General features: G+C 66.9%; 24 protein-coding genes. 11 read left to right on the top strand and 13 right to left on the bottom strand.

Annotated elements, in window-relative coordinates; genetic code table 11:
- Positions 1-224: 224 nt before the first annotated feature.
- From LDB29_RS18025 to xseA, 3 genes are read right to left on the bottom strand one after another with little or no spacing between them, the layout of a single operon-like run.
- Positions 225-1061, bottom strand: a complete 837-nt coding sequence (locus LDB29_RS18025) for a M23 family metallopeptidase (RefSeq protein WP_257555171.1) — start codon at positions 1059-1061, stop codon at positions 225-227.
- A 15-nt stretch (positions 1062-1076) separates the two neighbouring features.
- Positions 1077-1286, bottom strand: coding sequence for a DUF2093 domain-containing protein (locus tag LDB29_RS18020; protein ID WP_061934876.1), 210 nt, complete (start codon positions 1284-1286; stop codon positions 1077-1079).
- A 31-nt stretch (positions 1287-1317) separates the two neighbouring features.
- A complete protein-coding gene (gene xseA / locus LDB29_RS18015) occupies positions 1318-2817 on the bottom strand; it encodes an exodeoxyribonuclease VII large subunit (RefSeq protein WP_140042654.1) in 1500 nt (499 codons plus the stop codon).
- A 7-nt stretch (positions 2818-2824) separates the two neighbouring features.
- Here xseA and purD point away from each other — a divergent pair, with 7 nt between their 5' ends.
- Both purD and LDB29_RS18005 read left to right on the top strand, forming a co-directional pair.
- The gene (purD, locus tag LDB29_RS18010; protein ID WP_257555167.1) at positions 2825-4108 is read left to right on the top strand and encodes a phosphoribosylamine--glycine ligase; all 1284 of its coding nucleotides are present in this window, start codon (positions 2825-2827) and stop codon (positions 4106-4108) included.
- Between the two features lie 64 nt (positions 4109-4172).
- On the top strand, positions 4173-4700 hold the full coding sequence (locus LDB29_RS18005) for a hypothetical protein (protein ID WP_257555165.1): 528 nt from the start codon (positions 4173-4175) through the stop codon (positions 4698-4700).
- Between the two features lie 4 nt (positions 4701-4704).
- Here the strand turns inward: LDB29_RS18005 and LDB29_RS18000 are convergent, their stop codons facing one another.
- Positions 4705-5661: an acyltransferase gene (locus LDB29_RS18000; RefSeq protein ID WP_061934879.1), complete on the bottom strand. Its 957-nt coding sequence runs from the start codon at positions 5659-5661 to the stop codon at positions 4705-4707.
- 117 nt (positions 5662-5778) lie between these two features.
- Between LDB29_RS18000 and LDB29_RS17995 the strand changes: the two genes are divergently transcribed.
- The gene (locus LDB29_RS17995) at positions 5779-6492 is read left to right on the top strand and encodes a GDSL-type esterase/lipase family protein (RefSeq protein ID WP_257555162.1); all 714 of its coding nucleotides are present in this window, start codon (positions 5779-5781) and stop codon (positions 6490-6492) included.
- Positions 6493-6588: 96 nt separating this feature from the next.
- Here LDB29_RS17995 and LDB29_RS17990 read toward each other — a convergent pair whose 3' ends face one another.
- The 4 genes from LDB29_RS17990 to LDB29_RS17975 are packed head-to-tail and all read right to left on the bottom strand — an operon-like array spanning position 6589 to position 10757.
- The gene (locus LDB29_RS17990; RefSeq protein ID WP_257555160.1) at positions 6589-7386 is read right to left on the bottom strand and encodes an inositol monophosphatase family protein; all 798 of its coding nucleotides are present in this window, start codon (positions 7384-7386) and stop codon (positions 6589-6591) included.
- A complete protein-coding gene (locus tag LDB29_RS17985) occupies positions 7373-8719 on the bottom strand; it encodes a TldD/PmbA family protein (RefSeq protein WP_257555158.1) in 1347 nt (448 codons plus the stop codon). Before LDB29_RS17985 ends, LDB29_RS17990 begins: the two co-directional genes overlap by 14 nt.
- 48 nt (positions 8720-8767) lie before the next feature.
- Positions 8768-9700, bottom strand: coding sequence for an NAD(+) diphosphatase (nudC, locus tag LDB29_RS17980; protein WP_257555156.1), 933 nt, complete (start codon positions 9698-9700; stop codon positions 8768-8770).
- Entirely contained in the window at positions 9687-10757 is a 1071-nt protein-coding gene (locus LDB29_RS17975; protein WP_257555155.1) for an A/G-specific adenine glycosylase, read from the bottom strand. Before LDB29_RS17975 ends, nudC begins: the two co-directional genes overlap by 14 nt.
- A gap of 26 nt (positions 10758-10783) precedes the next feature.
- Between LDB29_RS17975 and LDB29_RS17970 the strand changes: the two genes are divergently transcribed.
- The 4 genes from LDB29_RS17970 (at position 10784) to LDB29_RS17955 (ending at position 16375) form a co-directional block, all read left to right on the top strand.
- Positions 10784-11326, top strand: a complete 543-nt coding sequence (locus tag LDB29_RS17970) for a DUF721 domain-containing protein (protein ID WP_257555153.1) — start codon at positions 10784-10786, stop codon at positions 11324-11326.
- Between the two features lie 70 nt (positions 11327-11396).
- Positions 11397-12068, top strand: coding sequence for a DsbA family protein (locus LDB29_RS17965; protein ID WP_257555151.1), 672 nt, complete (start codon positions 11397-11399; stop codon positions 12066-12068).
- 48 nt (positions 12069-12116) lie between these two features.
- The gene (locus tag LDB29_RS17960; protein WP_044660442.1) at positions 12117-12851 is read left to right on the top strand and encodes a thioredoxin domain-containing protein; all 735 of its coding nucleotides are present in this window, start codon (positions 12117-12119) and stop codon (positions 12849-12851) included.
- Between the two features lie 80 nt (positions 12852-12931).
- Complete coding sequence (locus LDB29_RS17955; RefSeq protein WP_257555148.1) at positions 12932-16375, top strand: chromosome segregation SMC family protein; 3444 nt, start codon at positions 12932-12934, stop codon at positions 16373-16375.
- A gap of 57 nt (positions 16376-16432) precedes the next feature.
- Here LDB29_RS17955 and LDB29_RS17950 read toward each other — a convergent pair whose 3' ends face one another.
- A complete protein-coding gene (locus tag LDB29_RS17950) occupies positions 16433-17890 on the bottom strand; it encodes a phospholipase D-like domain-containing protein (RefSeq protein ID WP_257555146.1) in 1458 nt (485 codons plus the stop codon).
- Positions 17887-18789 (bottom strand): 4-hydroxybenzoate octaprenyltransferase, encoded by a 903-nt coding sequence (ubiA, locus tag LDB29_RS17945; RefSeq protein ID WP_137710457.1) that lies wholly within the window; start codon positions 18787-18789, stop codon positions 17887-17889. The genes LDB29_RS17950 and ubiA overlap by 4 nt, the downstream gene beginning before the upstream one ends.
- A gap of 121 nt (positions 18790-18910) precedes the next feature.
- Between ubiA and LDB29_RS17940 the strand changes: the two genes are divergently transcribed.
- Both LDB29_RS17940 and LDB29_RS17935 read left to right on the top strand, forming a co-directional pair.
- Positions 18911-19657, top strand: a complete 747-nt coding sequence (locus LDB29_RS17940; protein WP_257555143.1) for a 16S rRNA (uracil(1498)-N(3))-methyltransferase — start codon at positions 18911-18913, stop codon at positions 19655-19657.
- Between the two features lie 115 nt (positions 19658-19772).
- Entirely contained in the window at positions 19773-21146 is a 1374-nt protein-coding gene (locus LDB29_RS17935) for a glutamate--cysteine ligase (RefSeq protein WP_103000972.1), read from the top strand.
- A 96-nt stretch (positions 21147-21242) separates the two neighbouring features.
- Here LDB29_RS17935 and LDB29_RS17930 read toward each other — a convergent pair whose 3' ends face one another.
- The 3 genes from LDB29_RS17930 to LDB29_RS17920 form a co-directional block, all read right to left on the bottom strand.
- Positions 21243-22538 carry an isoprenylcysteine carboxylmethyltransferase family protein gene (locus LDB29_RS17930; RefSeq protein WP_257555140.1) on the bottom strand — a complete coding sequence of 432 codons (1296 nt, stop codon included), beginning with the start codon at positions 22536-22538 and terminating at the stop codon, positions 21243-21245.
- A 101-nt stretch (positions 22539-22639) separates the two neighbouring features.
- A complete protein-coding gene (locus LDB29_RS17925) occupies positions 22640-23266 on the bottom strand; it encodes a DUF1345 domain-containing protein (RefSeq protein WP_048577246.1) in 627 nt (208 codons plus the stop codon).
- A 41-nt stretch (positions 23267-23307) separates the two neighbouring features.
- On the bottom strand, positions 23308-23883 hold the full coding sequence (locus LDB29_RS17920) for a peptidase S14 (RefSeq protein ID WP_025550553.1): 576 nt from the start codon (positions 23881-23883) through the stop codon (positions 23308-23310).
- 140 nt (positions 23884-24023) lie between these two features.
- On the opposite strand from LDB29_RS17920, the gene ruvA reads away from it, so the two are divergent.
- Both ruvA and LDB29_RS17910 read left to right on the top strand, forming a co-directional pair.
- Entirely contained in the window at positions 24024-24632 is a 609-nt protein-coding gene (ruvA, locus tag LDB29_RS17915; protein WP_044660449.1) for a Holliday junction branch migration protein RuvA, read from the top strand.
- Between the two features lie 99 nt (positions 24633-24731).
- Positions 24732-25058: a GIY-YIG nuclease family protein gene (locus LDB29_RS17910; protein WP_257555137.1), complete on the top strand. Its 327-nt coding sequence runs from the start codon at positions 24732-24734 to the stop codon at positions 25056-25058.
- Positions 25059-25098: the final 40 nt, after the last annotated feature.

Below are 25098 nucleotides of genomic sequence, written 5' to 3'. Positions count from 1 at the left end.
ACGCACTGCGGGGCACTCTGCTCAGTCGTTTTATGAGTGTAAAGCAGGGCAGAAGCCCGGGCATCGCATTTGACCGAAACTGTAGCAAATATGCCACAAATCGAGAAAATCGGTATTGAACACCTGTTTAACAACAATGTTACAGGTCGGGGTTCCTAGAAGGAATTTTTACATTTCGATATATCATGACGAAGAATAAAATTATAGTTCCGTGAAATAATAGATCAGTTCTGCGGCATGGGTCCGGTGAGCAGAATCGGATCGATCCGGGCTTCATTCCACTTCATCCCCCAATGAAGATGCGGACCCGTGGCCCGTCCGGTGGCTCCGATTGCGCCTATGCGCTGCCCCTGAATCACATGCTGCCCGGGAATCACGTCGATCCGCGAAAGGTGAAGGAAGGCGCTGTTCAATCCATGACCATGGTCGATCATCAGCAGATTGCCCTCCAGCGTGAACGGGCGATCCGCGGCCAGGATCACCACCCCGTCGGCCGGGGCCACCACCGGCTCACCCGTCGCGCCTGCTATATCCACGCCGCCATGATAGGCGCCGGGCTGCCCCTGATAGATGCGCTGCGCGCCGAACAAGCCGAAGACGCGGCCAATGCGCGGCCAGATGAACCGCTGGCGCCAGCCCTGCGCGTCAGTCACAGTTTCGCGCGCGTCGGCGATCCGTTCAAGCTCCGGCTTGCGCAGGGCGAGGAAGGCTTCCGTGCTTTTCGTCGGACGCAGCGGCGCATCGACCCGCTCGATCCGCCAGTCGCGCGGCGCGACGGTGAGGGCGCGGTCGAGAAGCGCTCCATCGGCAAGGCGTCCGGTAAGCCGGGCCTGCGGCGCCGCATTGCGGTCGAAGGCGATCAGGAAACGGCCATCGGCATCGACCGGCACCAATTGCCCGTTGAAGCGCAGTTCGACCGTCCCCTTGGGCGCCGCGCCCAGCAAGGCGCCGCCTTGGACGGGCGTACCGGCCAGCACCAGTTCCACGGCAGGCGGCGCTGCCGGGGAGGTGGCCGCCACACCCGCCATCGCCAGCGCGGCGGCGGCGATCCAGCCCTTCATCTAAAACCCGGCACCTTACAGACCCCGCGCCTTCAGTTCGGCCTGGGCGGAGATTTCGGCGCTGGCATAGGGTTCCTGCCGGGCGATGCTCCAGTAGCGCAGATCCTCCAGCGGGATCTTCTGTCCGCTGACGGAGCACACCACATGGTCGCCCGCCTGCAGCACGCGGAAGCTGTAGGCCATATAGTGCAGCCGGGCCGGGCGGTCGCGGTTGGACATCAGCATGGGATCACTCGGCCTTTCCTGTGCAACGGCGTCATTGGGAAAACAGGTCCTGCTGGCCCGTCTCCTGGCCCTCGCGCGCTTTGCGCGGGGTGCGTGACGGAGTCGATATAGCCTCGGCGGCAGGCTTCTCAAGGGGCGTGCCGCCATCGATGCTCGCGCCAACCGCGCCGTCGCGGAAATGCAGGCTGACCGCGCCCGCCGCCCGCGCCTCCGCCACGGATTTCACCAGCCGGTCGCCCGCCATCACCCGCGCAAAGCCGCGCTGCAAGGGCAGGTCGGGATTGACCGACGTGAAGTGACGCGAGACGCGATCGAAAGCGGTCGCCCGGTCCTTGTAAACGCGCTCCAGATAGTCCGGGCGCAGCCGCAACCGGCCGACGCGCTCGGCGGCGCGGTTGACATATTGGCGCAGCAGGGCGGGCCGCAACGCTCCGCCCGCCTGCCCCAGATGCGCCCGCGCATCGGCAACGCGATGCCGCAATCCGCTGACCAGACCATCGGACAGTTGGTCCAGCCGCTGGCGCTGGGGTGCGAGCAGCATATCGGGCGTCGGCATCAGCCGCGCCTGCATCTCCAGCCGCTCGCGGGCCTGCGCCGCTCCTCGCCGCACGGCGCGGTCCATGCGTAAGCCCTGCTCCGTCAGCATCGCCAGCAGCTCCGCCCGCACCGGCACCGCCATTTCCGCCGCCGCCGTGGGCGTAGGCGCGCGCATGTCGGCGGCATAGTCGCAGAGCGTCGTATCCGTTTCATGCCCCACGGCGGAGATGATCGGGATCGAACATTCCGCCACGGCACGGACGACGATCTCCTCATTGAAGCTCCACAAATCCTCGATCGAGCCGCCGCCACGCGCCACGATCACCAGATCGGGCCGGGGCACAGGGCCGCCCGGCTGCATCTCGCTGAACCCGCGCACCGCCCGCGCCACCTGCTCGGCGGCGCCCTGTCCCTGCACCAGCACCGGCCAGAGCAGCACCTGCGTCGGGCAGCGATCCTCCAGACGATGGAGAATGTCCCGGATCACCGCCCCGGTGGGCGAGGTCACGACGCCGATCACGCGAGGCATGAAGGGCAAACGCCGCTTGCGCTCCCGGTCGAACAGCCCCTCCGCCGCCAGCTTCTGCTTCAATTTCTCCAGCAGCGCCATCAGCGCGCCCTCGCCCGCCAGCTCCATCCGCTCGATCACGATCTGATATTTGGAGCGCCCCGGATAGGTGGTGAGCTTGCCGGTGGCGATCACCTCCACCCCGTCCTGCGGCGCGAAGGGCAGGCGCGCCGCCCCGCCCTTCCACATCACGCCGTCGATCACCGCATTGTCATCCTTCAGGCACAGATAGATGTGCCCCGACCCGGCCCGCTTGAAGCCGGAAATCTCTCCGCGCAGGCGGACATGGCCGAAACGGTCCTCGACCGTGCGCTTCAGCAGGGCCGACAATTCGCTCACCGACAGCGGCGGCGCGTTGTCCCCTGAGCGTTCCTCGGCTAACAGGCGCCCCGAGACATCGAAACCAGCTTCATATTCCGGGGACATGGGCGAAATGAACATCCTTCTGTTGGGCGGCGGCGGCCGCGAACATGCTCTGGCCTGGAAGCTGGCGCAATCGCCCGCTCTCAGCACCCTTTATGCCGCGCCGGGCAACCCCGGCATAGCCCAGCATGCGACATTGGTCGACCTTGATGCCACGGATCATCGCGCCGTCGTGGATTTCTGCCTGCGCCACAGCATCGGCCTGGTGGTGATCGGCCCGGAAGCACCGCTGGTCGACGGGCTGGCCGACAATCTGCGGGTCAAGGGCTATCCGGTCTTCGGTCCGGGCAAGAAGGCGGCCCAGCTTGAGGGGTCCAAGGGGTTCACCAAGGACCTGTGCAAGCGTGCGGGCATCCCGACCGCCGCCTATGAGCGCGTCACCAGCAAGGACGGCGCCATCGCCGCGCTGGACGATTTCGCGCTGCCGGTCGTGATCAAGGCGGACGGTCTGGCGGCGGGCAAGGGCGTGATCATCGCGGAAACGCGGGAAGAGGCGCTGGAGGCGCTCGATTCGATGTTCTCCGGCGCGTTCGGCGCGGCGGGCGAGGAAGTGGTGCTGGAAGAATTCATGACCGGCGAGGAAGCGAGCTTCTTCGCCCTGACCGACGGCAGCGCCATCCTGCCCTTCGGATCGGCGCAGGATCACAAGCGCGTGGGCGACGGCGACACCGGCCCCAATACCGGCGGCATGGGCGCCTACAGCCCGGCCCGCGTGCTGACCCCGGAACTGGAAGCGGAAGTGATCGAGAAGATCGTCCGCCCCACCGTCGACACGCTCGCCGCCGAAGGGACGCCCTATAGCGGCGTTCTTTATGCCGGGTTGATGCTGACCGACGAAGGGCCGAAGCTGATCGAATATAATGCCCGCTTCGGCGATCCCGAATGCCAGGTGCTGATGATGCGCTTCGATGGCGATCTGGTGGCGCTGCTGCTCGCGGTGGCGGAGGGCAGGCTGGCCGAACAGGGTCCGGTGCAACTGGCGGACCGCACCGCGCTCACCATCGTCATGGCCGCGAACGGCTATCCCGGCACCCCGGAAAAGGGCGGCGCGATCACCGGAATCGACGCGGCGGAAGCCACGGGAGCGCGGGTTTTCCATGCGGGCACGGCGGACAGGGACGGCGCGATCGTCGCCCATGGCGGCCGCGTGCTGAACGTCACCGCGACCGGCGACACGGTGAAGGCGGCGCAGGAGGCAGCCTATAAGGCGGTCGATGCCATCGGCTTCCCGACCGGCTTCTGCCGCCGCGATATTGGGTGGAGAGAGGTCGCGAGGGAGGAAAGCGCACGCTGATCCCCTTGCGGCGCGCCCTCAACCATCCTTAAATAGGCCAAATTCGGACAGGGAGGGACGAGCGATGCAAGAATTTTTCATGGACTATGGCCTGTGGCTGCTGATCGCGCTGTTGGTCATCATCGGCATCGTCTTCCTGCTGTCAGGGCGCAACCGGCCGAGCGAACCTTCCGTCCCGGTGGAGGTCAAGAAGCCCACCACCCCCGTTTCCGCGCCGCCCGCTTCCGCCCCGCCCCTTTCCACGCCGGCGGAGCCGGTCGTGCCCGAACCCGTCGCCGCTGCCCCGGCTCCGGTCGACGCTGCGGCGCCCATCGCGGTCCCGGCGTCGCCGGCGGTCACCGCAGCGTCCGGCGATGCCGACGACCTGCTGAGGTTGAAGGGTGTCGGCCCCAAGCTCAACACGCTGCTGATCGAACTGGGCGTAACGCGCTATGCCCAGATCGCCGGCTGGAGCGATGCCGACATTGCCGCCATCGATGCGAAGCTGGGCAATTTCAAGGGCCGCCCGGTGCGCGACCAGTGGATCGACCAGGCGAAATATCTCGCCGCCGGAGACGTTGCCGGTTTCGAAGCCAAATATGGCAAGATCTGAACGGTCAGGCCGGTAGGGGCGCTTTGGCCAGGGGCGGGACCGTCCCGCTCCCTTGCGGCAGGCTGCCGAACAGCAGCGGCAACAGCGTGCCGCGCGCCGTCAGGCGACATGCCAGCGCAAGCAGCAGGAGCGACAGCGCCAGCGTCGCTGCCGGGCCCACATCCGTCATGACGAGCACGCCCATGACCAGCGGGTGCCACAGGTAGAAGAACAGGCTGTCGCGCCCGATCGCATTGACCGGCGCGAAATCCAGCCGCAGGGCGGACAGCATCGGCAGCAGCGCGATCAGGCCAAGGCACATCAAAAGCCGCGCAGGCACGAAGGCCAGGACATTGTCGGCATCATAGAGGCCGGACCACCAGAGAAGGCCCAGCAGCGCGACCGCCCCGGCGATCGGCAGATAGCGTCGCGAAACCCGCCGCTCCGCCATCAGCATGCCGAAGAAGAAATAGACCAGATAGCGCAGGAAGCGGCTGTCGGGCGAAAACAGACTGTCCCCCACCGGTCCATGATGGAGGCCGAAGCCATACATGATCGCCAGGCTGATCGGCGTGCCGACCGCCAGCAGCGCCAGCGGGGAGAAGGGCAGAAGCCGCGTCAGCATGATCAGGAAGAACAATGTCGGCACATACCAGAGGTGAAAGGGCGGCCGGAACAACAGGTCGAACGGCAGGGTCCAGCGGAGCGCGGCGCCGCTCGCGATCAGGTACACCATGCCGGCAAAAAGCCAGGGCAGCAGCATCCGCCGGCCATAGCGGGACATCAGACGCTGGATACTGTCGGTGCGGATGCGGGTGACGTTGAGCAGATAGCCGGAGATGCCGACCATCAACGGCATGCGAAAACCCGACCCGACCCACAGCGCCAGATCGTGGCCGCCGGTCAGTTCCATCACGTGCCCACCCATGACGAGCAGGATCAGCACGCCTTTCAGCAGGTCGATCGACGGATTCTTGCCCACAAAAATTGCCCCGGTGCAGGAATCGGAACGATATCGTTACATTCTTGCCGGATCGTTAAGGCGCAGTAGGGAATTTCGGCTTTGCGCCGTAGAAAAAGACGCTACTTATATCCTTCGATGAAGACGCCGCTGCTGCAACGCCTCGACGCCTCGCCTTTCGCCAAATGGGGACTGGCGGCCCTCATCTTCTGCCTGATCGTCGGTAGCTGGCTGGCGGTGGGCCGATACCGTGCGGCGCATGTGACGCTGCCGGACGACGGACCCGGGCCAAGCGCCTGTTCGCTCTGGTTCGTAGGCAGTTCTTCCATGCGCCGCTGGACCAGCCTCAACCGGGACATGGCGCCATGGAAAACGCATAACCGCGGCATCGATGATGCCACCTTTGCCGAGATCCTGCCGCGCTTCGCCAATGCGGCGCAGGACAGCAAACCCGTGGCGATCATCCTCTACGCCGGGGAGAACGACATCGCCAACGGCATTGAGGTTCGCACCGTCCTCCGCAACCTGGGGCGATTTCTGGACCTGCGCAACCGGATGATGGGTGACGTGCCGGTCGTGATATTGTCGATGAAGCCCAGTCCGGCGCGGCGGTCGATCTTCAAGAGCCAGATGCTGTTCAACGCGGCGGCGCAAGGGCTGATCGAGCGCATGCCTCTGACCTATTATGCCGACATCACGACGCCGCTGCTGAAGGATGGAAAGCTGGGCGACAATTATCGGGCGGACGGCGTCCATATGAACCCGGCGGGATATGGCATCTGGGCCGGGGTGGTGCGCCAGCGACTGAACGATGTCCTGCCGGCCGAGACTGTCCGTCGCTGCGTGGCTTGATATGTGGAAGGGGGGCTGCCTCTCTGTTTTCGCCAAGCTGCCCATGCCAATGGCGGCGATTGGCCACCATCATGGTATCTCAAGCCCGGCGACGCCTCACCCGCGTCCCAATATTTCCCGTGCGCGCGGCGCCAGCCGCTCCGCTGCGGCGGCATGGATTCCTGGCGCGGCGCACAGCAAGCCGAAGGCGGTCGGCTGCGGCCGGTTGAAGGAAAAGGGATTGCTGAGCGCGTCGGTGACGATCGCCCCCGCCTCCTCCGCGATCAGCGCGGCGGCGGCGACGTCCCATTCATTGCCCCAGCGCACCGTGGCGACCAGATCGGCCTCGTCCGCCGCCACCATCGCCATGCGCAGCGCGATGCTGTTGGGCTTGTCGACGGTGATGAGATCGCGGTCATGGCGGGGCAACTGATCCGCCGGCACTCGTGAACCCGGCAGGACGGCCCGCGATCCGGCCTGCAAGGTCCGGCCGTTGCGGGTCGCCCCCGCGCCTGCCTGCGCTATCCACAGTTCGTTGCGCGCAGGCGCCGCCAATATGCCGAAGCGCACCACGCCATGCTCCACCAGCGCCACCGACACCGCCCAGCCGGGCCGCCCGCGCAGATAATCCCGCGTCCCGTCGATCGGGTCGACCACCCAGACGCGGGGCAGGTTCAGCCGGTGCACGGTGTCCGCCGTCTCCTCCGACAGCCAGCCAGCCGACGGATCGATGGCGTAGAGCCGCTCGCGCAGCATCGCGTCCAGTTCCAGATCGGCCTCGCACACCGGATGGCCGGGCACTTTCTCCCACTGGCGCACGCGCGTTTCCCCGCCCGCCCAGAGCGTCAGGGCCCGGTCGGCGGCGTCCGACACGACCGCCACCACCTCGCGCAAGGAGATGTCAGCCGCCTGCAACGGTCATCCCGTCGATACGGAGGGTCGGCACGTTCATGCCATAGCGGAAGGCGAGGTCGTTGGCCGGCACCAGCGCCCCGAACATGTCCTTCAAATTGCTGGCGATGGTGATTTCCGACACGGCCTGTCCCACGGCGCCATTTTCGATCAGGAAACCCGCGGCGCCCCGGCTGTAATCCCCGGTCACGCCGTTGACGCCCATGCCGATCAGTTCGGTGACATAGAGGCCGCGCTTCACGTCCGCCATCAGTTCGCCCGGCGACAGCGTGCCCGGCTCCATATGGACATTGGTGACGCCCGCGCCCGGCGCGCCGCTGCCGCCCCGGCTGGCATGGCCGGTCGGCTCCAACCCCAATTGCCGCGCCGAAGCGCTGTCCATCAGCCAGCCGGTCAGCACGCCCCTGTCGATCAATGCGCGGCGTTCGACCGGAAGCCCCTCCCCGTCGAAGGGCCGCGAACGCAGGCCGCGCAACCGCAGCGGATCGTCGATGATCGTGATGGCCGCATCGAACAGAGCCTCGCCCAGCGATTCCAGCAGGAAGCTCGACCGCCGCGCAATGGCGGGGCCTACCATGCCGCCGATCAGATGCCCGACCAGGCTGGAACCGATGCGCGGGTCGAAGATCACCGGCATCACGCCGCTGCCCACCTTCACCGGATTGAGCCGCGCCACCGCCCGATGCCCGGCGCGGGTGCCGACCGTTTCGGCATCGTCCAGATCCTCGATATGTCGGACGCTGTGGCTGGCATGGTCGCGCTGCATGTCGGCGCCGGTCCCGGCCAGCACGCTCGCCCAGGTCGAATGGCTCGTCCCCGCATAGGCCCCGGCAAAGCCATGGCTGGTCGCCAGCGCCATCTGGCTCCGCCCGGTCGCCGCGCCGCCGCCCTCGCTATTGGTGACGCCTGGCACGGCCCGCGCCGCCTCCTCGGCTATCATGGCGCGCTCCCTGAGCTGCGCCGGTTCCGGCTCAAACGGATCGGTCAGGTCCAGCGCGGGCAGCTTCTTCCTGAGCAGCCGGTCTTCAGGCGCAAGGCCCGCATAGGGGTCCTCCGGCGCCTGCCCCGCCATGGCGATGCAGCGGTCGACCAAGGTCGCCAATGTCGCCGGATTCATGTCTGACGCCGAAATGCTGGCGGACCGGCGGCCGATGAACACGCGCAGGCCGATTTCTTCGCCTTCCGACCGCTCCACATCCTCCAACGCGCCCAGCCGCACGGATACATTGGTCGAGGCGTTGCAGGCATAGATGGCGTCGGCCGCATCCGCCCCCGCCCGGCGCGCCGCCGTCACCAGATCCTGCGCGCGGGACTGGGCTTCTTCTAGGCTGAGCATGGGCTGTGTCGATTCCTGAAAGGGGATATGCAGGGCGAAGGGGCGGCCTTACGCGCTTGGGCCATGGTCGGCAACCTGCCCTTCCGGTCGCTCATCCAGCCAGTGCCGCAGCAGATGCCAGGCGACCGCCATCGGCGGCGGCGCGATGAAGGGCGCGTCCTCTTCGCCAGCCATCGCGGCGCGAACGCCCGCCTCGTCGCACCAGAAGGCATGTTCGATCTCATTTTCATCGATCTTCAGCGCGTCGTCATCGGCCTGCGCCGTGCAGGCGATCATGAGCGAAGAGGGGAAGGGCCAGGGCTGGCTCGTCACATAGCGGACTGAGTGAGTGGCTACGCCCGCTTCCTCCTTGATCTCGCGGATGACGGCTTCCTCCAGCGTTTCGCCCGGCTCGACGAAGCCGGCCAGCGCCGAATAGCGCCCCGCCGGCCAGCTATGCTGCCGCCCCAGCAACACTCGCCCGCGATGTTCGGCCAGCATGATCACCACCGGATCGACGCGGGGGAAATGCTCGGCCCGGCACGACCCGCATTGCCGCGACCAGCCCGCCTTGACCGGCGCCGTGCGCTGCCCGCACACTGAACAGAAGCGATGCCGCGCATGCCAGGCCAGCAGGCTGCGCGCCGCGCCGTACAGCGCGACCTCATGCCCCGGCACCTCGTCCGCCAGCGCCCGGGCGCGGGCCGAGGCCAGGAAACTGTCCGGCGTATCCGCCAGCAACTCCACGAAGATCGGCCGCTGCTGCTCATCCACGCCCAGCAGCGCATGATGCTCGATCCAGGCCTCGCCCGGCAGCGGTTCCATCACCAGATGGCCGCCCTCGACCACCGGCTCCAGCCCCTCCAGCACGACGCGGCGCGCCAGCGGCGAGGCAAAGGCCTCCGCCAGCAAAGCGGGATTGGTGCGAACATGGTCGACCCGGTCCAGCCGTCCCCCGCCAAAGGCCACGAGCCGCGAATAGGGCGCGCTAGAGCCGTGCATCGTCCATTCTCTCCTTCATCGCTGCCTCGGCGGCGCGAGCGAACAGGGTCGGCAGGCCCGCCTTCCCGATGTCCGCCACGGGCCACCATTCGCCCTCGCCGGGCGGCGTCACGTCCGGCCCCACATGGGCATGGTGCACCGTCAATGCGAGGGAGAAATGGGTAAAAACATGCGCGACCGGCTCGGCCACCCGCCGCCATGACGCGGCAAGCGGCGGCGTCGCGTCGGGCGCATCGTTCCACTCGGAGGAAGGCAGCGCCCGCATGCCGCCCAGCATGCCCTTGTCGGGCCGCCGCACCAGCCAGACATGTCCGTCGGGCCGCTCGATCCACCAGCCATGGCCCAGCCGGTGCGGCTTGGCCTTCTTCGCCGCCTTGGCCGGGAAAGCGGCGGGATCGGCGGTGCGGAAAGCCGCGCAATCCTCCCACAAGGGGCAAATGCCGCAGGCGGGGTTGCGCGCCGTGCAGATGGTCGCGCCCAGGTCCATCATCGCCTGCGCGAAATCCCCGGCGCGGGCATCGGGCGTGATCGCGTCGGTCGCGGCGCGAATCTCCGGGCGCGCCGCGGGCAGGGGCGTGGCGATGGCGAAGAGCCGCGCCACCACCCGCTCGACATTGGCGTCGACCACCACGGCGCGCCGCCCGAAGGCGATCGCCGCGACCGCCGCCGCCGTATAGGCGCCGACCCCGGGCAGGGCGCGCAGGCCCTCTTCGGTATCGGGAAACACCCCGCCATGGTCGTTCGCCACCGCCCGGGCGCAGGCCAGCAGATTGCGGGCGCGGGCATAATAGCCCAGCCCTGCCCAGGCGGCCATGACCTCGGCATCCTGTTCCGCCGCCAGAGCCGCCACATCGGGCCAGCGCTGCGTGAATTTCGCGAAATAGGGCCCGACCGCCGCCACCGTGGTCTGCTGGAGCATCACCTCCGACAGCCAGACGCGATAGGGATCGGCGGCATTGGCCCCCGGCGGGGCGCGCCAGGGCAGTCTGCGCGCATGCACATCGTAATGAGCGAGCAGATCGGATGCTATTTTCTGGATGTTACCCTCGACGCGCATGCCGCCCCTATGCCATTAAGCGAGGCATGACGGAACGCCCCCCGACTCCCAATATGAAAAGCCGCAAGTCGGATGCGGAAGACCGCCCGCGCATCGGCGCGCCGCGCCGGATCGCGGACCTGATGCCCGCCATCGGCGCCGCCGCCTTCCGCAAGTTCGGCTTCGTCCAATCCAGCATCGTCACCCGCTGGGCGGAGATCGTCGGCCCGCATTATGCGGCGATCAGCGAACCCGAATCGATCCGCTTCCCCGCCGGCAAGAAGGCGGGCGGCACATTGCAGCTCACCGTCATGAGCGGCCATGCGCCGATGATACAGCATGTGCTGCCCGACATTGTCGAACGGGTGAACCGCTTCTTCGGCTATGCCGCCGTCGCCCGGGTGGCGATGAAGCAGGGGATGGTCCAGGCAAGGGAACCGGAACGCCGCCCCCCGCCGGTCAACCTCAAACCCATTCCGGTCGAGTTGGGCGATTCCCTGCGCGACATTGGCGATCCGGAACTGCGCGCGGTGCTGGAATCCCTGGCGCAAGGACTGGCCAACAGCAGCGGTTTGCCCAAGATCAGCTAGTATCGCAGTTGAGCAGTTCAAACTTGACAACCTCAGCCGTGACAGGGGCGGCGCATCACTGGACCAGCGCATGACGAAAATCCGTTTGGCTTTCCTCGCCCTGCTCGCCATTTCCGCGAGCGCATCCCTGTCCGCATGGGCCGCCCCCGCCGCCGACTGGCTGGGCCGGATCGCCCTCTCTCCCATGGGCGGGCATGTGCTGGGCAATCCCGCCGCGCCGACGAAGCTGGTCGAATATGTCAGCTACACCTGCTCGCACTGCGCCCATTTCGTGGGAGAGGCCAGCGAGCCGCTTCGCGCCCGTTATGTGAAGGGCGGCACGCTGAGCGTCGAAGTGCGCAACGCGGTGCGCGACCGATATGACCTGACCGCCGCGCTGCTCGCCCGCTGCGGCGAGCCACGGCGCTTCTTCGGTAATCATGAAGCGCTGTTCGCCAATCAGGATGCCTGGATGGAGAAGCTCCAGGCCTATGAGAAAGACGCCGCCAAGCCCGCCGACCAGAAGGCCGCCCTGCGCGACATAGGGCAAAAGACCGGCCTCTACGCCCTGATGGCGAAGCGCGGCTACAAGCCCGCCCAGCTCGACGCCTGCATCAACGATCCCGCATCGATGAAGCAGGTCCTCGCCATGACGGACGAAGCCTGGAACAAGCTGCGGATCGGCGGCACGCCTGCCTTCACGCTGAACGGCACGCTGGTTCATGGATCGGACTGGACGCGGTTGCAGGCTGCATTGCCCTGATCTAAACCCTTCGACGACAACGCCCGACGATACGGAGCCCAGAACAACGTGAAAGCCCTTTCCGGACTTGCCCTGATCGCCCTCAGCCTGACCGTCGCCGCCTGCGGCAAGAAGGAAGGAGGCAGCGCCACCTCCGCCGAACCGGTCGCCGCCGTCGCCGCGCCGGCCGGCACCAAATGGTCGGAGACGATCGCCACGACGCCCGACGGCCATTTCGTCATGGGCAATCCCAATGCGAAGGTGAAGCTGGTCGAATATGGCTCCTACACCTGTTCGCACTGCCGCGACTTCGCCGCCGAATCGGCCGAGGAGATCAGGCAGATCGTCGATTCCGGCAAGATGAGCTTCGAATTCCGCAACTATGTGCGCGATCCGATCGACATTTCGACGGCGCTGCTGGCCCGTTGCGGCGGCAAGGACATCTTCTATCCGCTGTCCGACCAGTTCTTCGCCAACCAGAACGCCATGTTCGAAAAGGCGCAGGCGCTGGGCGACGAAAGGTACAAGGCGCTGATGAGCGCGCCCCCGGCCCAGCGCTTCGGCCAACTGGCGGCCGCCGTCGGCCTGGTCGACTTCGCCAAGCAGCGCGGCATATCGGAAGATCAGGCGAAGCAATGCCTGGCCGACACCGCCGCCGCCGAAAAGCTGGCCAAGGGCGTAGAGGACGCCAATCAGCAATATAAGATCGAGGGCACGCCGACCTTCATCCTGAATGGCGTGACGGTGGAGAACACCGCCGCCTGGCCCGCGCTGCGCACGAAGCTCAAGGAAGCGGGGATCTGATTGGACAAGGGGGGGCTGACATCGTCGGTCCGGCTTCCTGCTGATGGCGGGGCGGCTCCGCGCTGCCCCGATCTTGCACGATGCAGATAAAGCGCCTCAAGCTCTCCGGCTTCAAGAGCTTCGTCGACCCGACGGAGCTGCGCATCGAACCCGGCCTGACCGGCATTGTCGGGCCCAATGGCTGCGGCAAGTCGAACCTGCTGGAGGCGATCCGTTGGGTCATGGGCGAATCCAGCGCCAAGTCGATGCGCGGCGGCGGCATGGAGGATGTGATCTTCGCGGGCACCTCCACCCGCCCGCAGCGCGATTTCGCGGAAGTCTCGCTGCTCACCATCCAGGAACAGGGCGAGCTGTTCAACGCGGTGGAAGTCGGTACGGACGGGGAACTGGAAGTCACCCGCCGGATCGAGCGCGGGGCGGGCAGCGCCTATCGCGCCAATGGCCGCGACGTCCGGGCGAAGGACGTGTCGCTGATCTTCGCGGACGCCGCCACCGGCCCGCATAGCCCCGCTCTGGTCAGCCAGGGGCGCATCGCTGCCGTGATCGCCGCCCGCCCGCAGGAACGCCGCGCCATGCTGGAGGAAGCGGCGGGCATTTCCGGCCTGCATGTCCGCCGCAAGGACGCCGAACAGAAGCTGCGCGCCGCCGAAGCGAATCTGATGCGGCTGGACGAAATCCTGGCCGACATGGACGCCCGCGCCAACAGCCTGCGGCGTCAGGCCAAGGCGGCGGAGCGCTATATCCGCCTGTCGGAGCAGATCCGCATTGCCGAGGCGCGGGTGATCTTCGCCCGCTGGCGCGAGGCCGCCGCCAGCGCGGACGCCGCCCGTGCCGAAGCCAAGCAGGCCGAAAGCGCCGTCGCCGCCGCGCAGGAGGCGCAGCAGGCCGCAGCCGTCCATGCCAATGCCGCCGTCGAAACGCTTGCGCAGAGACGCGCCGCCGCCCAGGCCGCCCGCGACGCCGCGAGCGAAGCAGGCCACAAGCTCGCCGCGCTGCGCACCGAGCGCGACGGCGTGGTCCGCCGCCTCCACGACCTCGCCCAGCAGGCCGCACGGCTGGAAGAGGACAGGGAGCGGGAAGGCACGCTCGCCAACGACGCGGCGGAGGCCATTGCCCGCCTCACCGGCGAGATCGCCGCGCTCAAGGCGCGCATCGCCGAAACCGAAGCGATGCGTCCGGATTTCGCCAGGCGCATCGCCCGCGCGGAGGATACCGCCCGCGACGCCGAACTCGATCTTGCCAAGGCGATGGCGAAGCAGGCGGGCGAGCAGGCGGAACTGCGCGTGGCAGAGGCTGCGCTGGCCGCTGCGCGCACCCGCCTAGACCGCGCCTCCCGCGAGGCGCAGCGGCTGGAAGCCGAAGCCGCGGCGCTACCCGACCCATCGCCGCTGGAAGGGAAAAGGGCCGAAGCGATCGCCGCCCAGCAGCAGGCCGGCACGGACCGCGACGCCGCCGAAGCCGCGATCCGCGCCGCCGAGACCAGCCGTGCCGAGGCGGCCGAGGCCCGTGCCGCCGCCGAAGCCGCCCTATCCTCCGCCCGCGCCACCCTTGCCGCGCTCGACAGCGAAGCCGCTGCGCTCCAGCGCGCCGTCGACAGCGGCACAGGCAACCGCAGCCGCGCGCTCGACCGGCTGAAGGCGGCGCCCGGCTATGAACGCGCGCTCGCGGCGGCGCTGGGGGACGATCTGGAAGCGCCCATCGCGACCGAAGGCAAGCGGCGCTGGGCCGGCGCCATCGCGCTCGCCGGCGACCCGCCCTTGCCCGAAGGCTGCGCCGCCCTCTCCGCCCATGTCACCGCCCCGCCCGAACTCGCCCGCCGTCTGGCGCAGGTCGCGGTCGCGGACGGCGACGAAGGCCAGGTCCTTGCGGTCGGCCAGCGTCTCGTCACCAGGGACGGACAGCTTCGCCGCTGGGACGGCTATGTCGCCATCGAGGGTGGCGCCGCCGCCGCCGAACGGCTGATCCGGCTCAACCGCCTCGAAGCCATTGCCGCCGCCCGGCCTGCCGCCGAAGCCGAGGTCGAGACGGCCCGCGCCGCGCAGGACGCCGCCTCGATGCGCGAGCGGGAGGCGGCCCAGACGCTGGCCGCCAGCCGCACCCAGCTTGCGGATGCGGACCAGCGGCTGCGCACCGCCCTGCGGGCCGCCGATGAAGCCGCCACCGCGCTCGAACGGCTGATCGGGCGTCGCGAGGCGATAGAGGAGCGGTTGAGCGAAGCCCGCAGCGACCTCACCGCAGCGCAGGCCGAGCATGACAAGGCGCAGGCCGGCCGCGCCGCCATGCCCGATGGGGAGGGAACCCGCGCCCAGGTCGCCACGCTGCAACAGGCGAGCGAGAAGGCACGGCTCGCCGTCAGCCAGCTACAGGCCGATCAGGCGCTGGCCGATCGCGCGCTCGCCAGCGACCGCGAACGCATGGCCGCCGCCGATGCGGAGGCCAGGGGGTGGCGCGCCCGTGCCGGCGAAGCGGCCAAGCGCATCGCCGCCATGGTCGAGCGTGGCGAGGGCATAGCGAAGGAACGGGCCGAGATCGCGGACCAGCCGGACGGTCTGGCCGCCGCCATCGCCATGTTGAGCGAGCAGGGCGACACATTGACGCAGGCCGCGGACGCCGCCCGCCGCGAGGAAAGCGAAGCCGAAGCCGCGCTCCGCGCCGCCGACCAGCGCGCGGCGCAGGCGGGCGAAGCGCTCGCCAACGCCCGCGAGGCCCGCGCCACCGCCGCCGCACGTGCCGAGGCGGCGGATGAGAAGCGGGTCGAAACCAACCGCCTCTCCGGTGAACGCTTCGAGTGCCCGCCGCCGGTCCTGCCGGAGAAACTGGGTTTCGCCAGCGCCGACATCCGCATCGCCCAGAGCGAGCAGGCCGAGCATGACCGGCTCGTCACCGAACGCGAGCGCATCGGCCCGGTCAACCTCGTCGCCGCGCAGGAACTGGAGGAGCTGGAGGCCACGCAGGCCAACAGCCGCGCCGAAAGCGAGGAACTGACCCAGGCGATCAACCGCCTGCGCGGCTCCATCGGCAGTTTGAACAGGGAGGGGCGGCAGCGCCTGCTCGCCGCGTTCGAGGCGGTGGACGGTCATTTCCGCCGCCTGTTCACCACCCTGTTCAACGGCGGCCAGGCGCATCTGGAACTGATCGACAGCGACGATCCGCTGGAAGCGGGGCTGGAGATCATGGCCCAGCCGCCGGGCAAGAAGCTCGCCGCCTTGACGCTCCTTTCCGGCGGCGAGCAGGCGCTGACCGCCGTCGCCCTGATCTTCGGGCTGTTCCTGACGAACCCCGCGCCGATCTGCGTCCTGGATGAAGTCGACGCGCCGCTGGACGACGCCAATGTCGAGCGTTTCTGCGACCTGCTCGACGCCATGGTGGGGCAGACCGACACGCGATACCTGATCGTCAGCCATAATGCGGTGACGATGGCGCGCATGCACCGGCTGTTCGGCGTAACGATGGTGGAACGGGGCGTCAGTCGGCTGGTTTCGGTCAATCTGGGCGGCGCGGAGGCGCTACTGGCGGCGGAATAGCTGATCCTATTTTCGTAACCGTCATTCCCGCGGAATCGGGAATGACGGAAAAGAGAGCTATCCCCCCTCCATCCATCCACGCATCCGGCGGAAAAGTCCGCGCTCCGTGATCGGCTCCAGCATCTCGCCCGGTCCTTCCGGATCGAGCACCTCATGATCCGCCAGCCAGGTCTGCACGTCGTTCAGGTCAGGCGTCACATAGGGCCGCAAGGTCCGTCCCGGCCTGTCGCGCAGCTGTTCGATGGCCGCGATCAGCCCACGCTCGGCAATCACCGCCGCCACGCGCTCGACGGGCAGGTCGAGATGCTCCGCGACCAGATCGTCGCGGATCCCCCGGATCGCATCCTCGCGCCCCGCATTGGCGGGCAGCGCGGAATCGATCGTCACGTCGCATTCGGTGTCCAGCCGCATCGAGCGGTTGTTCATGTTGGACGACCCGACGCGCAGCACCCGGTCGTCGACGATCAGTATCTTGGCATGGACATAGATCGGCTCCCCCCGCGCGGTGAAGGGATGATAGAGCCGGAACCGGCCATGGACGTCCCGAGCCTTCAGCGCCTCGAACAGCCGGGCGCGGGCCGTGTCCATCGCCTGCTGCTCCAGCCAGCCATCGGCCTGTTCCGGGTTGACGATGACGATTTCCGGCCCGTTCTCTTCCGCCAGCCGCGCCGCAATCGCCTCGGCAATGCGGCGGGAGGCGAAATATTGGCTCTCCGCGTAGATATACCGCCGCGCCGACGCGATCTGGTTCACATAGAGCCGCTCGATCTCGATCAGCGGCTCTTGATCTTCCATCTCCGGCGCGGAGCGGGATATGGCGATGTCGACATCCTCGAACTGCACCGGCAACGCATCGGGCCAGCAATCCTGCTCGCCCTCGACCGGCGCCAGTTCCCCGCCGCCCGCACCCGTCCACCGCGCCCGCGCATGCTGGCCCAGCGCTGCAGCCACCGGTCCCTGCAAGGCGGTCGTCGCGTCATGCCAGGGGCCATAGGGCGAGCCGTCCGGGTGCCGCCGCCATGGCTCCTCATCACGGTGATGCCGCGTGTCCCAGCGGTCGGCCGTCATGTCGATCCCGCCGCAAAAGGCGAAGCAATCGTCGATCACCACGATCTTCTGATGGTGGGAGGCGGCGGTCGGATGATGGCCGTCCAGCTTCACGGTGATGCGCGAATTGGCCATCCAGCGGACCGTGGTGAACAGGTTGGACGGACGCACCATGGACTTCATCGCCCCGACATCCCAGCGCAGCAGGAATATCTCCAGTTCCGGGGTCCGCTCCACCAGCCAGCTTATGAAATCCCCGATCACCGTGGGCGCGCCGTCGCTCGCCTCATCCTCCCGGATCAGCGTGATCGCGGCATCGAAGTCCCAGCCGATCAGCATGATCCGCTGCTTCGCCTTCATCATCGCGGCGCGGGCATGGCGGAAATAGGCATCCGCATCGATGATCACGCTGGCCTTCAGCGCCCGCGCGATCCGCCAGCAATCCTCTCCCTCGCGCGGACCGTTCATGCGCTTCCCACCACCAGACAGCCCAGGAACATCAACAGCCCCGCAAAGCGATTGGAGCGGAATTTGGCCAAGGGATCGATGCCGTCCTCCTTCAACGTCGCGACCTGCCATCCCAGATGCGCCGCCATCGGCAGCAACGCCGCCAAAGCCAGACCCTGCGGCCGGACCTGCCAGATCGCGCCGCCCCACAGCGCCAGCGCGAGCGCATAGCACAGCGCCACACCCGCCCGCACATGCCTGCCCATGGACAGGGCGCTCGACCCGATGCCGATCAGCGCGTCGTCCTCCCGATCCTGCAAGGCATAGATGGTGTCATAGCCCACCACCCAGACGATGCAGCCGCCATAGAGCAACAACCCCGGCAGGGCGAGGGTTCCCGCCACCTCGCTCCACCCGACCAGCGCGGCCCAGGAAAAGACCAGCCCCAGCCAGATTTGCGGCCAGCCGGTGATCCGCTTCATGAAGGGATAGGCCGCCACCAGCGCCAGCGAGCCCAAGGCGACGATCTGCGCATATGGATGCAGTTGGAGCAGCACCGCCAGCCCGACCAGGCAGAGGGACAGCAGCCATATCCACGCCGTCCCCAGCGACACCGCTCCACTCGCGAGCGGGCGCGACGCGGTGCGCGCCACCTGCCGGTCGAGGTCGCGGTCGACGATGTCGTTGAACACGCATCCCGCGCCCCGCATGGCGATGCTGCCCAGCAACAGCCAGAGGATCAGCGGCCAGTGCGCCCACGCGCCCCCCGCCAGCGCCACCGCCCATGCCCCCGGCCAGAACAGCAGCCACCAGCCGATCGGCCTGTCGAACCGCGCCAGCAAGGCAAGCGCGCGGGGAATGTCCGGCAATCGCGCCACCAATCCGCGCGCTTCGCTGTCGGGAACGATGCTACTTGCCACACTCACTCCGTTCGCCCTGTTTGACCGAGTCCCTTGCCTCGTTCAAATGTCGAAGGGCTCACTTGCTCTTTAGAGAAGAAAAGGGCTTCGACAAGCTCAGCCCGAACGGAGTTCGAACCGAATGACCGCAACCCCCGCCTGGCCGCCGCAAAGCGCCCCGCGCCTCCATGTCGAAACCCTGCTCGGCGAGGGCGTTTCCGTGCCCGTCGACGGCAACCCGGCCCATTACCTCATCAGCGTCATGCGGGTGAAGCCGGACGACATCGTCCTGCTGTTCGACGGCCGCTCGGGCGAATGGGCGGCCCGGGCCCGCGACATCCGCCGGCGCGACCTGGTGCTGGAGGTCGTCAGCCAGACCAGGCCGCCGGAGGACGTCCCCGATTTCTGGCTCTGCTGCGCGCCGATCAGGAAGGGCCGCATCGACCTGATCGCGGAAAAGGCCTGCGAATTGGGGGTGGCGCGGCTGCAGCCCGTGCTTACCCGCCGCGCCGTGGTGGACCGGCTCAATCTGGATCGCCTGCACGCCCATCTAGTGGAGGCGGCCGAACAATGCGGCCGCACCGCGCTTCCCGACCTTGGGGAGATGGTGAAGCTTGACGCGCTGCTTCGGGATTGGCGCGAGGATCGCTGGCTTTTCTTCGCGGACGAGACCGGCGGCGAACCGCTGGCGGATACGCTCAAGGCCCATCCCGGCCCCGCGGCCTTCCTGATCGGTCCCGAGGGCGGCTTCGACCCCGCCGAACGCGAAGCGATCCGCGCGCACCGCCAATCCGTGGCCGTCTCGCTCGGCCCCCGCATCCTGCGCGCCGAAACCGCCGCCATCGCCGCCACGACTGCATGGATGACGATCAACGGGGACTGGCGATAAGGGTGTCCCAACATCGTTTTCTTCCGCAACCGGATTGAAGCCGTCATCAACGCAGCTTATTTGAGCGCCGAACGTTGCGGCTTTGACGCAACCGGGGGAAAGATTAAGGCGGGGCATGAGCACCAGAACCGACTCAGGGGGGACCGATCCCATCATCGAGAGCCGCGACCAGTTGATCGCGGCCTTCGCCAAGGGCGCCAAGCCCAAGGATCGCTGGCGCATCGGCACGGAGCATGAGAAATTCGTCTATGCCAAGGCGGATTTCCATGCGCCCAGCTATGATGAGCGCGGCGGCATCCACACGTTGCTGATCGGCCTTACCCGCTATGGCTGGAACCCGGTGTTCGAGGGGGAGAATATCATCGCCCTCTCCGGCACCGACGGCACCATCAGCCTGGAACCGGCGGGGCAGCTCGAACTGTCGGGCGCGCCGCTGGAAAATCTGCACCAGACCTGCGCGGAGACCAGCCGGCACCTGGAACAGGTCAAATATGTCGGCGACATGCTGGGCCTGGGTTTCCTGGGCCTGGGCATGTGGCCGGACAAGACGCGCGAAGAACTGCCCATCATGCCCAAGGGCCGCTACGACATCATGCTGCGCCACATGCCGCGCGTCGGCACGATGGGCCTGGACATGATGCTGCGCACCTGCACCATCCAGACCAACCTCGACTATGGCAGCGAGGCGGACATGGTGAAGAAGTTCCGCGTCTCGCTGGCCCTGCAACCTCTGGCGACCGCCTTGTTCGCCAATTCGCCCTTCACCGAAGGCAAGCCCAACGGCTTCCTCTCCTATCGCAGCCATATCTGGTCGGACACCGACCCCGGCCGCACCGGCATGCTGCCCTTCGTGTTCGAGGACGGCTTCGGCTATGAACGCTATGCCGACTATGCGCTCGATGTGCCGATGTATTTCGTCTATCGCGACGGCCGATATATCGACGCGGCGGGCCAGAGCTTCCGCGATTTCCTGAACGGCGAACTGCCCGCCCTGCCCGGCGAGAAGCCGACCGAGAAGGATTGGGAGGATCATCTCTCCACCGCCTTCCCTGAGGTGCGGATGAAGAGCTTCCTCGAAATGCGGGGCGCGGACGGCGGGCCGTGGAACCGCATCTGCGCGCTGCCGGCGCTGTGGGTCGGCCTGCTCTATGACGAAGGCGCGCTGGACGCCGCCTGGGATCTGGTCAAGGACTGGAGCATGGAGGAACGGCAGGTTCTGCGCGATTCCGTGCCGAAACTGGCGCTGGATGCCCCCATCGGCGGCAAGCGCAAGCTGCGCGACATCGCTGGCGAAGTGCTCGACATCGCCCGTAGCGGCCTTTCCGCCCGCGCCCGGCTCAATGCGTCGGGCGACAATGAAAGCGGCTTCCTCGCCCCGCTGGACGAGATTGTGGCGTCGGGCCGGACCCATGCCGAACGCCTCCTCGCCCGCTATCATGAGGAATGGAAGGGCGACCTCAGCCAAATCTACGCTGAAGAAAGCTTCTAGGTGGGATTGGCGGGATGCTGGAGGGCGACGGCATCCCCCATTCGTCATGCTGAACTCGTTCAGCATGACGGGCCTTCGAATGCAGGAAACGAACAGCTATTCGGCAGGCTGAACCGCGCTCAAAGGCTTCCGCCCCGCTGCCCACGCAAAAAAGCGCGGCACTACACCATTGCGCGCCATCCACTCGCTATAGGCCCGATATTCCGGATCGGCGCTCAAATGCGCTTCCTCGGTCTTCGCGCGCCAATAATAGACCGCGTTGGTCACGCCCAGCAGCGCGCAGTTCCGCACCACATCGGTCAAACTCCCTGACAGGCTCAAAAAAGGCAGGGCTGAAAACCACCAGAACAGATTCTTCGACAGATAGGCAGGATGCCGCGTCCAGCGATAGGGGCCGTGCGTCAGAATGCCCCGATGCGTCAGGTTGGAAAAGCGCAGCCCGAAGGCGACCGTCGCCCAGGCGTAGATGGCCGTCAGCAATACCAGCCATCCGCCCAGCAGCCATTGCAGGACGCCATGCCCCCGCGTCCAGACATCCCATTCCGCCCCGCCCGCATGATAATCGAGCGGGCCGCCATTGCCCATCAGCACGAAGGGCGGATAGCAGATCAGCGCCGCCACCCACCCGGCCAGCAGCGGATTGGCGGTGCGGATATGCGAATCCAGCGGCTTGCAGGTCAGCATATAGCCGACCGTCGCCATGCAGACGTCGATCATGAACATGACCGCGATCAGGAAGCTTGCCAGAGCCACCGGATGGCTGACCGCATCCTCGATCCGCCATTCGACCACGCTGGCGAAATTGCCGGGCACGATCGACAGCATGAAGGCAAGGAAGAAGCCCTTCACCGCCCAGGCCCGGGCATGATGGGCGACCTCGGCCTTGTCCGCAGCGCCGGCGGCCCTGCCGATCACCCATTGACCGAAGGCATAGCCTGCGTCCCTGGGCTCGACCAGCCGCCGGTCCAGCCAGATCACATAGGGCACCGATGCCGCCAGCAGCCAGGGCGCCGCGCCCATCAGCACATTCATGGAAAGGCGATAATCCCCGCTCCAGTACCAGCGGGCTATGCAATAGAAGACCGCTATGGCAAGCCAGGTCGCCCACAGGCCGGCGATCTTGACGATGCTGACATCCAGCACCGCCCGCCACGGCCGCGCAGGTGCGGTCCAGTCGATCCCCGTCGATGCGCGGCGATGCACCTTGTCGACCAGCAGCGACCACGACACCATCGGCAGGCCGCAGGCGACGACCGCGGCAAAACCCGCATTCGGCCCGTTCATCCCATAATGGCGCGCGACCAGCGTCCAAAGCCCCAGCCCGACCAGCCCTGCCACGCCAACACCGTGGCTGACGGCGGACTTCGGACAGGGATCGGCTTTGTCGCTCATGCCGCGGCCCTAGCGGAAATTGGTAAACAACCCCCGAAGGTTGGAAGGGGGGAATGTCCGCATCTGGCCACATCCCGAACGTCCGCTTCAAACCCGTCGGTTCAGATGCCGCCCAGCACATTGATGGTGAACGCCAATATGCCCAGGTTGAACAGGAATGCCGCGAGGCAATGGAACAGCGCCGCCTGCCGCATGCCCCGGCTGGTCACCGACACGTCGGATGTCTGGAACGTCATCCCCAAGGTGAAGGCGAAATAGAGGAAATCCCAATAGCCCGGCTCCTGCATGTCGGGAAAATCAAGCCCGCCGCTGTCGCCGCCCTTGCCATCGCCCAGATAGAAGATATGCGCATAGTGCATCGCATAGACGAGATTGGAAAACAGCCAGGCCAGCGCCAATGTGGCCAGCAGCAGCGCGACCGCCGCCTTGCTCGGCCCGCCATGCTGGCTGACTGCCACGCCGACGGCGACCAGGATCACCACCGACACGATCCCGGTCAGCAGCAGCATCAACTGCCGGTTCGCGTCATTATCCGCCGCCTTGCGCCGCATCGCGTCCGCATCGGAATCCAGCAGCGGCCAGACCGACAGGATGAACGCCAGCGCCGCCAGGTCGAACCCTGCCATCACCGCCTCATGCCAGCGCAGCACCAGGCCGAACGGCGCCATGCTGGCCAGCAGGGCCAGGAACATGCCATAACGCCAGGGAAATATCCGGGGCCGGTTCATGGGCGCATCAAAGGCATAATCCGCGCCCTGCACAAGACGCTTTATATCACCGCCGCGATCAGCCCCAGCGCCTGCGCTTCGTTCGCCTCCAGATACCAGTTTTCCGGCGCGCGGTTCAGCAGTTCCTCCATGGAAACCTGCGATCCCAGGATCAGGTTCGCAAAGCCCTCATTCTGGATCGCGATCGACGCCTCTATCTCATGCAGCGTCGCCTTGAGCGAGGCGATGCAGGTCGACAGCGGCCCTTCCAGATGGATGTCCCGGGTGATGATCCGCTCATGGATCATCAGCCGCGTGCCCCGCGCCAGATAGCGGTTTTCCGCCGCGAAGAAGCTCATGAAGGTCACGCCCGCCGAATAGACCGCCGTCTTGCCCAGGAAAACCAGCCGCCGGTCGGGATAGAGATCGGAATGGAAGCGTATATCCTCCCCCATCATCCGGGCGATTTCCGGGTCGCCGCCCAGGGTGGCGATCTCCACCACCACCAGCCCCTGCTGCGGCGCGGACGAAAGGCAATTGCGGAAATGCAGATACATGCCATGGTCGACATAGCCCGACAGCATGATTGCGGGAAATTCGAAATCCTTGGGGCCCAGCAATGGCGCCTGAATCGACATGAAAAATGGCTCCTTCCTTCGCCCCTAGCCGGCTGCTCTACGCGCGGGCCGGCAAATGGTGCCTTTGCTCCGTCGGTTTTTAGCTGGCGCCCTGCCGGAGACGCCCCTAAAGAACAGACCATGACCAAAGGGCGGGGCGCATGATCGCGAAACTGAAAGGGCGGCTGGACAGCACGGGCCTGGACCATGCCATCATCGATGTGGGCGGCGTCGGCTATCTGGTCGGCGCCTCCTCCCGCACCCTGTCGGCGCTGGGGCCGGTGGGGGAAGCGGTGACAGTCCATACCGAAATGCTGGTGTCGGACGATGCGATCCGCCTCGTCGGCTTCGCCCGGGCGGAGGAGCGCGACTGGTTCCGCCTGCTGACCGGTGTGCAGGGCGTGGGTTCCCGCGTGGCGCTGGCCATACTTTCAGCGCTGGAACCGGCGGAACTGCACCGCGCCGTCGCGACCGGCGACAAGGCGATGATCGCCCGCGCCAACGGCGTCGGCCCCAAGCTGGCCCAGCGCATCGCCAATGAGCTGAAGGACAAGATCGGCGCCGTGCCCACGCCGGCCGGCGGGATCGGCGGCGGGTTCGCCCCGCTGCCGACCGGCGGCCACAGCGCCGATGCGATCTCCGCGCTGCAGAATCTGGGCTTCAAGCCCGCCGAAGCCAGCACCGCCGTCGCTGCGGCGGAAGAGGAACTGGGCGAGGGCGCGTCGCTGGACGCGCTGGTCCGCCTGGCGCTCAGGAAAGCGGCGAAATGATGCGCCTCCCCCTCCCCACCCGTCATGCTGAACTCGTTTGGCTTGCGCCGACCTTCGGTTCAGCATCCATCAGGCCTCTCGCACCGAAGGGAGGAGACGATGAAAGAACCGTGCGTCTATATCCTGGCCAGTCAGCCTTATGGCACGCTGTATATCGGGGTGACGTCGAATCTGCCTGGGCGGCTGCATCAACACCGCACGAACGGCATCCCGGGTTTCACCGGGAGATATGCCGTCCACAGTCTCGTCCGTTTCGAAATGTGCGAAACGATGGAACAAGCTATCAACCGGGAAAAGCAGCTCAAGCGCTGGCATCGGCAGTGGAAGATCAATCTGATCGAGTCCGAAAATCCGCGGTGGATCGACCTGGCTCCGGGCCTTGGTTTATCGCCTCTCCATCCGAACCAGCGGCACGATGGATGCTGAACCGAAGGTCGGCGCAAGTCAAACGAGTTCAGCATGACGG

It is taken from the genome of Sphingobium sp. CFD-2, assembly GCF_024611135.1.
GTDB lineage: Bacteria > Pseudomonadota > Alphaproteobacteria > Sphingomonadales > Sphingomonadaceae > Sphingobium > Sphingobium fuliginis.
Note: the sequence above shows the minus strand (reverse complement) of the source record. Positions and strands in the feature narration are given on the sequence as shown.